Genomic DNA, 7,118 nt, shown 5'->3' with positions numbered 1-7,118 from the left:
GTTTTAAAGAGGGGGATCTCGAAGGAAGGTGCGTTCTTCTCTCTTCACTTTTTTTATCTTTTTCAATATACATCTCCGGTTTTAACGCTCTAATTTCTCTATGCTCGATAGCGATTTCCGCAGCATTCTCCAAAGGAAAAGTCCTCAGGTTTATCTTTGGGTTTCTTCCAGTAATAATGCTCCTTTTTATATCTTCCCTCATCTCAGGATTCAACGTTCTTATCGCTTTCATAGGAATTCTCTGTTCCGGAGCTTTGATTACCTCCTCAAAGTACTCCGAAATTGCTGGGGCATTAATCTACTTCAGATTCCCGGAAAAGTTCGTTAGCTACGTGGGAATATCCTTAGCTTTGCTGCCAACAGTTATCAACGATCTCGAAAACGTGAAATTTCTCTACGGAAGAAGCGTGAAAGAGTACTATTCAATGCTTAAGGCGTTCGTGGCAGCGGTGATAATAAGATCCCTCAGTTTGGGAGAGACGCTCTATAGCAAGGGATTTACCGAAAAAATCTACTACGAGGTTAGAAAACCGAATGCTATTGACCTCGCTCTCCTCTCGTTATCCTCTCTTTTATTCCTCTCCACAGTTCTTCAACCTCTTCTCTTTCAGAGCATCTGAAGTATCTCATCCCCCTCTTCTCTACTAAGTTGTTGGAGAGGAGAAAGTCCGCATGAGCTATAGTTTCCGTCATTGCGAGAAATATCTGCTTTATATCTGGAAAAAGCGTCGTTGCAATTTCGAAAGCTGTTTTCCCGTCTGCAAGCCTCCAGATTTCTAAACTTCTATTCCTCCAGTTATCGATGAAACTTAAAATTAGCTCTCTCCAGTCTTTCCTTATCTCTCTGTGTCCCGGATAAGCTTTTCTCACTTCCAAATTATAAAGTTCCCTCAAAGTCTTTATGTAGTGGTCGAGGACACAAAGTCTTTTCTCCTCATTTATCGGCTCTATAACCGGATTAGGCGTTATATTCTCAAGAACTATGTCCCCGCAGAAAATCGTTTTCGTTTCTTTGTGGTACAAGCAGAGATGCCCGAAGGAGTGTCCGGGAGTGTGGATCACATCAAAAACATCTCCATCCACTTTTATTTTCTCTGGAGCTTTTTTGCAATTATCGTAGGGGATCACATAGCCCCTATACCTTTCCCTCGCCCTCTCCTGCATTTTTTTGGCGAGGCTTTCCGGTAAACCTTCGGAAATGAAGTGGTGGTAAACCAACTCGAAGTACTCTTCTTCAGCATCCCTCAGCCTTTTGCACGTTATTTCATGTCCGTAAACGAATTTGAAGAGATAAGCCGCTCCAAAGTGATCTGCATGTGGGTGCGTGAGGAAGAGAATAACTTCATCACCGAATTTTTCAAGAACCTTCACGTTTTCTTCAGAGTTCACGCCAGCATCCACCAAAAGGAGGTCGTTTATCAGGTAAGCGTTCGTGTGATTCGGAGGAAAGGGACTTGGCAGCTTGATTTTTTGAATTTTCATACGGAAAGTTTTTATCCTCGTAGTATAACGTTTACGCTGTATGCTTTCAAGCTTAAAAGAAGTTGTCAGGAAAATAGCAAGATCGTCAAGTGTGGATAAGAAGCTTGTAGAGGAGGTCGTGAGGGATGTACAAAGGGCTTTGATTAAAGCAGACGTGAACGTTAGGCAGGTTAAGGAGATAAGCGACGCTATAAAGAAGAGAGCTTTAAGCGAGGAGGTTCTTTCGGGCTTAAATCCGAGGGAGCACATAATAAAGATAGTTTATGAAGAAATTCTGAGGGGAGTTGGAGAAGGCTTTGAAATTCCGTTGAAAAAGAGCAAGATAATGCTTGTAGGTTTGCAGGGAAGTGGTAAAACGACGACGGCTGCAAAAATTGCCAAGTACTTCAAAGACAAGGGTATGAAAGCTGCGGTCATAGCTGGAGACACTCACCGTCCTGCCGCTTACGAACAGCTAAAGCAATTAGCTGAGCAAGCTGGACTGGGATTTTTCGGAAAGAAGGGAGAGAAGGATGCTGTGAAGATCGTTAAGGAAGGCTTAAAAGCTCTCAAAGACTACGATATAATCGTTATCGACACCGCCGGAAGACATGCGCTGGAAGAGGAGCTAATAGAGGAGATGAAGAGAATTGCAGAAGAAAGCAAACCTGATTACAAGCTTCTTGTCTTGGATGCTTCCATAGGACAGTTAGCAAGCAAGCAAGCCAAGGCTTTCGACGAAGCCATAGGGGTTGATGCGATAGTCATAACCAAGTTCGACGGAACTGCCAAGGGAGGAGGAGCATTATCGGCGGCAAGGCTCATAGGAATTCCGATAGCATTTATAGGAACCGGAGAGAAGATAGAGGATTTCGAAAGGTTCGATCCAGCCGGATTCGTTTCGAGACTTCTCGGAATGGGAGACATTAAAGCTCTGCTTGAAAAAGTGGAAAGGATAGTTAAAGAGGAGGAACTCGATCCAGAAGCTTTTCTCAAGGGCAAATTCACACTCAAGGATATTTACAAGCAGCTTGAGGCGATGAACAAAATGGGACCCATTTCCAAGATTTTCGAAATGCTCCCCTTCGGCTTTTCATTTAAAGTCGACGATGAGGCTTTGGAGATGACTCAGGAGAAGATGAAGAAGTTCAAGGTCATAATGGATTCCATGACGGAAGAAGAGCTCCTCAATCCGAAGATAATAGATTCCTCAAGGATCAGAAGGATAGCAATAGGGAGCGGAACCACCCCACAAGACGTTAAGGAGCTGCTGAATTACTACAACACGATGAAAAATTTAATGAAAAGGTTGAAGAAGGGGAAGTTGCCGATTAAAGGTCTGAAGCTTGGATTTTAGATCTTTTTTACTCAAGCCTACGACTTTCCAGGACTTCCACAATGCTGCAGTAAATTCCGGAAGTTCGGGCTTTAACCAAATCTCCCAATTTAACTCTGTTAAAATCTTTCTCCTTGGCGATGAATCCAGTGCAACCTTGGTTATTGCATAGGTGAATGATGTAGTTCAGTTTCGAATACTTAAACATCAGCTCAGTTTTCAACCTTTCATCCATCCGGAGATCCTTATCGAATCTTCCGGAAAAATCCCCATCCTTTAAGATGAATGTTCCATCAGAAAACGATCTGACAATCGTGGATACTGTTCTGTCCCTTTCTCCTATGATACCCTTTCCGCCCACATAATACACCTCAGCAGAAGATGACCAGCAGGTATAGCCAAAAATTACCAGTAAAGTTGAAAGAGAAAGGAAGAATGCGAAAGTTTTCAGTCTCATATGCATCAGTCTTCGGATCTCATCTCCTCCATTCGGTTAAAGCGAGATTTAATTTATTGAATTCCGTTACCTTCAGCAGCCTCCACGATGAATACACTAATAAATAGGAACACTGAAAACGCTGAAGTGAGATAATGAAAATTGCCGGAATAGATGAGGCTGGGAAAGGTCCTGTGATAGGACCCCTCGTTGTCTGCGGGGTTTTATGCGAAGAGAAGGAGGTTGAAGCACTCAAAAAACTCGGAGTGAAAGATTCGAAAAAGCTTTCTCCAGAGAGGAGAAGGGAAATTGCAGAAAAGCTGAAGAGACTTGTTAAATACGAAGTTATCGTGATTTCTCCTCAAGAGCTCAACTCGAAGATGGAAAGAATGACACTAAACGAGATTCTAAAGGAGGTTTGCGCTAAAATAATTTCAAAGCTAAATCCGGATGTCGTCTTCGTGGATAGCTTCGACGTAAAACCGGAAAGACTTGAAGATGAGCTAAAGCAGCTAACTGGGAAAGAGGTTATTGCAATGCACGAGGGAGAAAGAGAAGTCATTGTTGCGGCTGCTTCGATAATCGCAAAGTGTCTGAGGGATGAGATGATCGAGGAACTCAAAAGAAAATACGGGGACTTCGGAAGCGGTTACGCCTCCGATGAAAAGACAAGGAGATGGCTTGAAGATCAGATTAAAAAAGGTGAAATTCCGGAGATCGTTAGGAAAAAGTGGAAAACAGTAGAGAAGATTAGGCAGAAGCTTGGGCAGAAAAGTCTTTTCGAGTTCTGATTGAGTACAACAAGCTTTTTATCTCCCCTTTTTAAAAACTCATCATGCCATACGAAGACCTCAGGGAGTTCATCGATAGGCTCGAAGAAGAGAACGAGCTCGCAAGGATAAAGCACGAAGTCAGCCCGATTCTTGAGATGACGGAAATAGCAGATAGAGTTGTGAAGATGGGCGGAAAAGCACTACTATTTGAAAATCCGAAGGGATACAGTATTCCGGTGCTTTTAAACGCTTTCGGAACAGAAAGAAGGATGAAACTCGCACTGGAAGTTGAGAGATTCGAGGAAATAGGAGAAAAACTTGTAAGATTAGCTAATTTAAAGCCGAGCTCTATTTTAGACGGATTGAAATCCATTGGAGCGATAAAAGACCTTGTGAGCTTTTTGCCAAAAAAAGTTAGAAGTGGGGCTTGTAAGGAGGTAATCGACGAGAAACCGAATCTACTCAAGTTCCCCATACTGAAGTGCTGGCCGAAGGATGCCGGAAGATTCATAACGTTTCCAGTCGTTATAACGAGGGATCCGGAAAGTGGAGAGCTTAACGCCGGAATGTACAGAATGCAGGTTTTCGACGAAAAGACGACCGGCATGCACTGGCAGATCCACAAACACGGAGCTTTGCATTACAAAAAAATGAAAGAGCTCGGGAAAGATAAAATAGAGGTGGCTGTAGCTATAGGAGTTGATCCGGCTACGCTTTACTCAGCAACTGCTCCGCTTCCAGAGGGAATGAGCGAGTTCATGTTCGCCGGATTTATAAGGGGAAAGAGGTTGAAGATGGTCGAATGCGAAACGGTGGATTTGGAAGTTCCAGCGAATGCTGAAATAGTTTTAGAAGGATACGTAAAACTCGATGAATTCAGAATGGAAGGTCCCTTCGGAGATCACACTGGCTACTACACTCCTCCAGAGCCGTATCCGGTTTTCAGGGTGGAGTGCGTAACCCACAGGGAGAACCCCATTTACCACGCTACTATCGTCGGAAAACCGCCGATGGAAGATGCATGGCTTGGAAAAGCTACCGAAAGAATTTTTCTGCCGATTCTCAGAATGATTCATCCTGAAATCGTCGACATAAATCTACCCGTCGAAGCCGGCTTTCACAATTTAGCTATAGTTTCGATAAAGAAGAGGTATCCCGGGCATGCGAAGAAGGTGATGTTTTCCATATGGGGAACGGGAATGCTCAGCTTGACGAAGATAGTGATAGTCGTCGATGATGACGTTAACGTTCACAACATGAAGGAAGTCCTCTGGGCTGTAACGAGCAGGTTCGATCCGAGCAAAGATGTTGTGATAATTCCAGATTCCCCCCTCGACAGCTTGGATCATTCGAGTTACAAGCCGAACCTTGGAGGGAAGCTTGGAATAGATGCGACGAAGAAGTGGAAAGAGGAGGGCTACGAGAGGGAGTGGCCAGAAGTAGTAGAGATGAGCGAAGATGTTAAGAGAAAGATCGACTCAATTTGGGACGAATTAAGCAGAATCGTTTTTTAAATACGCAGAACAAACCATCCAAATCTCCCAGCAAGAATTCCCTATCCATTATTTCTTCTTGATTATACACATCACTGTTAATCAACATTAACAACAAAAGGAGCAGTGATAAGGAGAATTTTCCTCTCAACCGTGCAGAGGCGTTCCCAGTATGTACCTGGGACCAGTCAGGCTCCCCGGCGACGGGCGTTAGTGGCCGCGGGCTGAACGGCTCGCCGAAGCTCGCCGCTTACACCCCGGCCCTATCAACCCGGTCTTCTACCGGTGCCCTTACGGGCGGCTCTTTTCGGGGGCGGTTTCAGGCTTAGATGCTTTCAGCCTTTAACCGCGTGGCGCGTAGCTGCCCGGCGATGCCCTGCCGGACAACCGGTGGACCAGAGGCGCCGGAGGCTCGTTCCTCTCGTACTAGAGCCTCCTTCCCCTCAGCCGCCCAGACACCCCCGTTAGATAGCAACCGACCTGTCTCACGACGGTCTAAACCCAGCTCACGATCCCCTTTAATAGGCGAACAACCTCACCCTTGGCCGCTGCTGCACGGCCAGGATGGGGAGAGCCGACATCGAAGTAGCAAGCCCCCGGGTCGATATGAACTCTCGCCGGGGACAACTCTGTTATCCCTGGGGTAGCTTTTCTGTCGTCACCCGGCCTCACCAAAAGGCCAGGGTGGTTCGCTAGGCCCGCCTTTCGGCTCGTGACCCCTTATTGTGCGGGGTCACGTCAGGCCGGCTTTTGCCCTTGCACTCTACGGCGGAGTTCTGTCCCGCCTGAGCCGACCTTTGGGCTCCCCCGATACCTTTTCGGGGGAGTGGCGCCCCACCCAAACTGCCCACCTACCGATGTCCCCGCAGAGCGGGTTAGCCCCACAGCTGGAGGTGGGCGGTGTCTCATCGACGGCTCCACCCCGCCCGGAGACGGGGCTTCGAAGCCTCCCGCCTACCCTGCGCACCCCCAGCTGTGAGGCAACGGCAGGCTGCAGTAAAGCTCCACAGGGTCTTCGCTTCCCAACGGGGGTCCCCAGACTGTTCACTGGGATGTCGGGTTCGCCGGCTTCCGGCCGAGGACAGCGGGGGGGTCGTTAATCCGTTCATGCAAGCCGCCAATTAAGCGGCAAGGTATTACGCTACCTTAAGAGGGTCATAGTTACCCCCGCCGTTTACGGGCCCTTCGCCCGGTTGAACCCGGGTTTCAGGTACCCGCACTGGGCAGGACTCAGGGGCTGTACTAACCCTTTCGGGGTTGCAGCCCCCTGTGTTTTTAGTAAACAGTCGCTCCCCCCGAGGCACTGCGACCTGCGGTCTGCTAAACCGCAGGCACCCCTTCTAGCGAACATACGGGGCCAACTTGCCGAATTCCCTCGGCCGGAATGTTCCGTCACGCCTTGGCTTGCTCAGCCAGGGCACCTGTGTCAGTTCTCGGTACGGTCCTCCCGTCCCCCTTTTCACGGGCCCCAGGAGTCAGCCGACTTGCGCCATCACGCCTTCACCCCCTTCTCTCCATTACGGAACTCCGGGGACTTCGACGCTTGGACGGGCTGGCAAACCCGCTCGGCCTATCCCGGGGCGTCGGGGCCTTACGGCAACTGCATAGCAGTCGGACGG

6 protein-coding genes and 1 rRNA gene are annotated in these 7,118 nt (G+C 47.6%); 4 read left to right on the top strand and 3 right to left on the bottom strand.

Going from position 1 to position 7,118, the window contains the following annotated elements; translation table 11 throughout:
• A partial coding sequence (locus F7C14_RS08495) for a hypothetical protein (protein ID WP_290901825.1) occupies window positions 1–620 on the top strand: 620 nt, incomplete at its 5' end.
• On the opposite strand, the gene F7C14_RS08490 is transcribed toward F7C14_RS08495, so the two are convergent.
• Window positions 538–1,482: an MBL fold metallo-hydrolase gene (locus tag F7C14_RS08490; RefSeq protein WP_290901823.1), complete on the bottom strand. Its 945-nt coding sequence runs from the start codon at window positions 1,480–1,482 to the stop codon at window positions 538–540. The genes F7C14_RS08495 and F7C14_RS08490 overlap by 83 nt on opposite strands.
• 40 nt (window positions 1,483–1,522) lie before the next feature.
• Between F7C14_RS08490 and F7C14_RS08485 the strand changes: the two genes are divergently transcribed.
• Window positions 1,523–2,818, top strand: coding sequence for a signal recognition particle protein Srp54 (locus F7C14_RS08485; RefSeq protein WP_290901821.1), 1,296 nt, complete (start codon window positions 1,523–1,525; stop codon window positions 2,816–2,818).
• 7 nt (window positions 2,819–2,825) lie between these two features.
• Here the strand turns inward: F7C14_RS08485 and F7C14_RS08480 are convergent, their stop codons facing one another.
• Entirely contained in the window at window positions 2,826–3,158 is a 333-nt protein-coding gene (locus tag F7C14_RS08480) for a hypothetical protein (protein WP_290901819.1), read from the bottom strand.
• A 230-nt stretch (window positions 3,159–3,388) separates the two neighbouring features.
• On the opposite strand from F7C14_RS08480, the gene rnhB reads away from it, so the two are divergent.
• Both rnhB and F7C14_RS08470 read left to right on the top strand, forming a co-directional pair.
• Window positions 3,389–4,024 carry a ribonuclease HII gene (gene rnhB / locus F7C14_RS08475; protein ID WP_290901817.1) on the top strand — a complete coding sequence of 212 codons (636 nt, stop codon included), beginning with the start codon at window positions 3,389–3,391 and terminating at the stop codon, window positions 4,022–4,024.
• A 44-nt stretch (window positions 4,025–4,068) separates the two neighbouring features.
• Complete coding sequence (locus tag F7C14_RS08470) at window positions 4,069–5,520, top strand: menaquinone biosynthesis decarboxylase (protein ID WP_290901815.1); 1,452 nt, start codon at window positions 4,069–4,071, stop codon at window positions 5,518–5,520.
• Window positions 5,521–5,690: 170 nt separating this feature from the next.
• Here the strand turns inward: F7C14_RS08470 and F7C14_RS08465 are convergent.
• Window positions 5,691–7,118, bottom strand: a 23S ribosomal RNA gene (locus tag F7C14_RS08465); the annotation flags it as partial.

This window comes from Ferroglobus sp. (assembly GCF_015521575.1).
Taxonomy (GTDB): Archaea; Halobacteriota; Archaeoglobi; order Archaeoglobales; family Archaeoglobaceae; genus Ferroglobus.
This window is presented reverse-complemented; position numbering and strand designations above follow the sequence as displayed.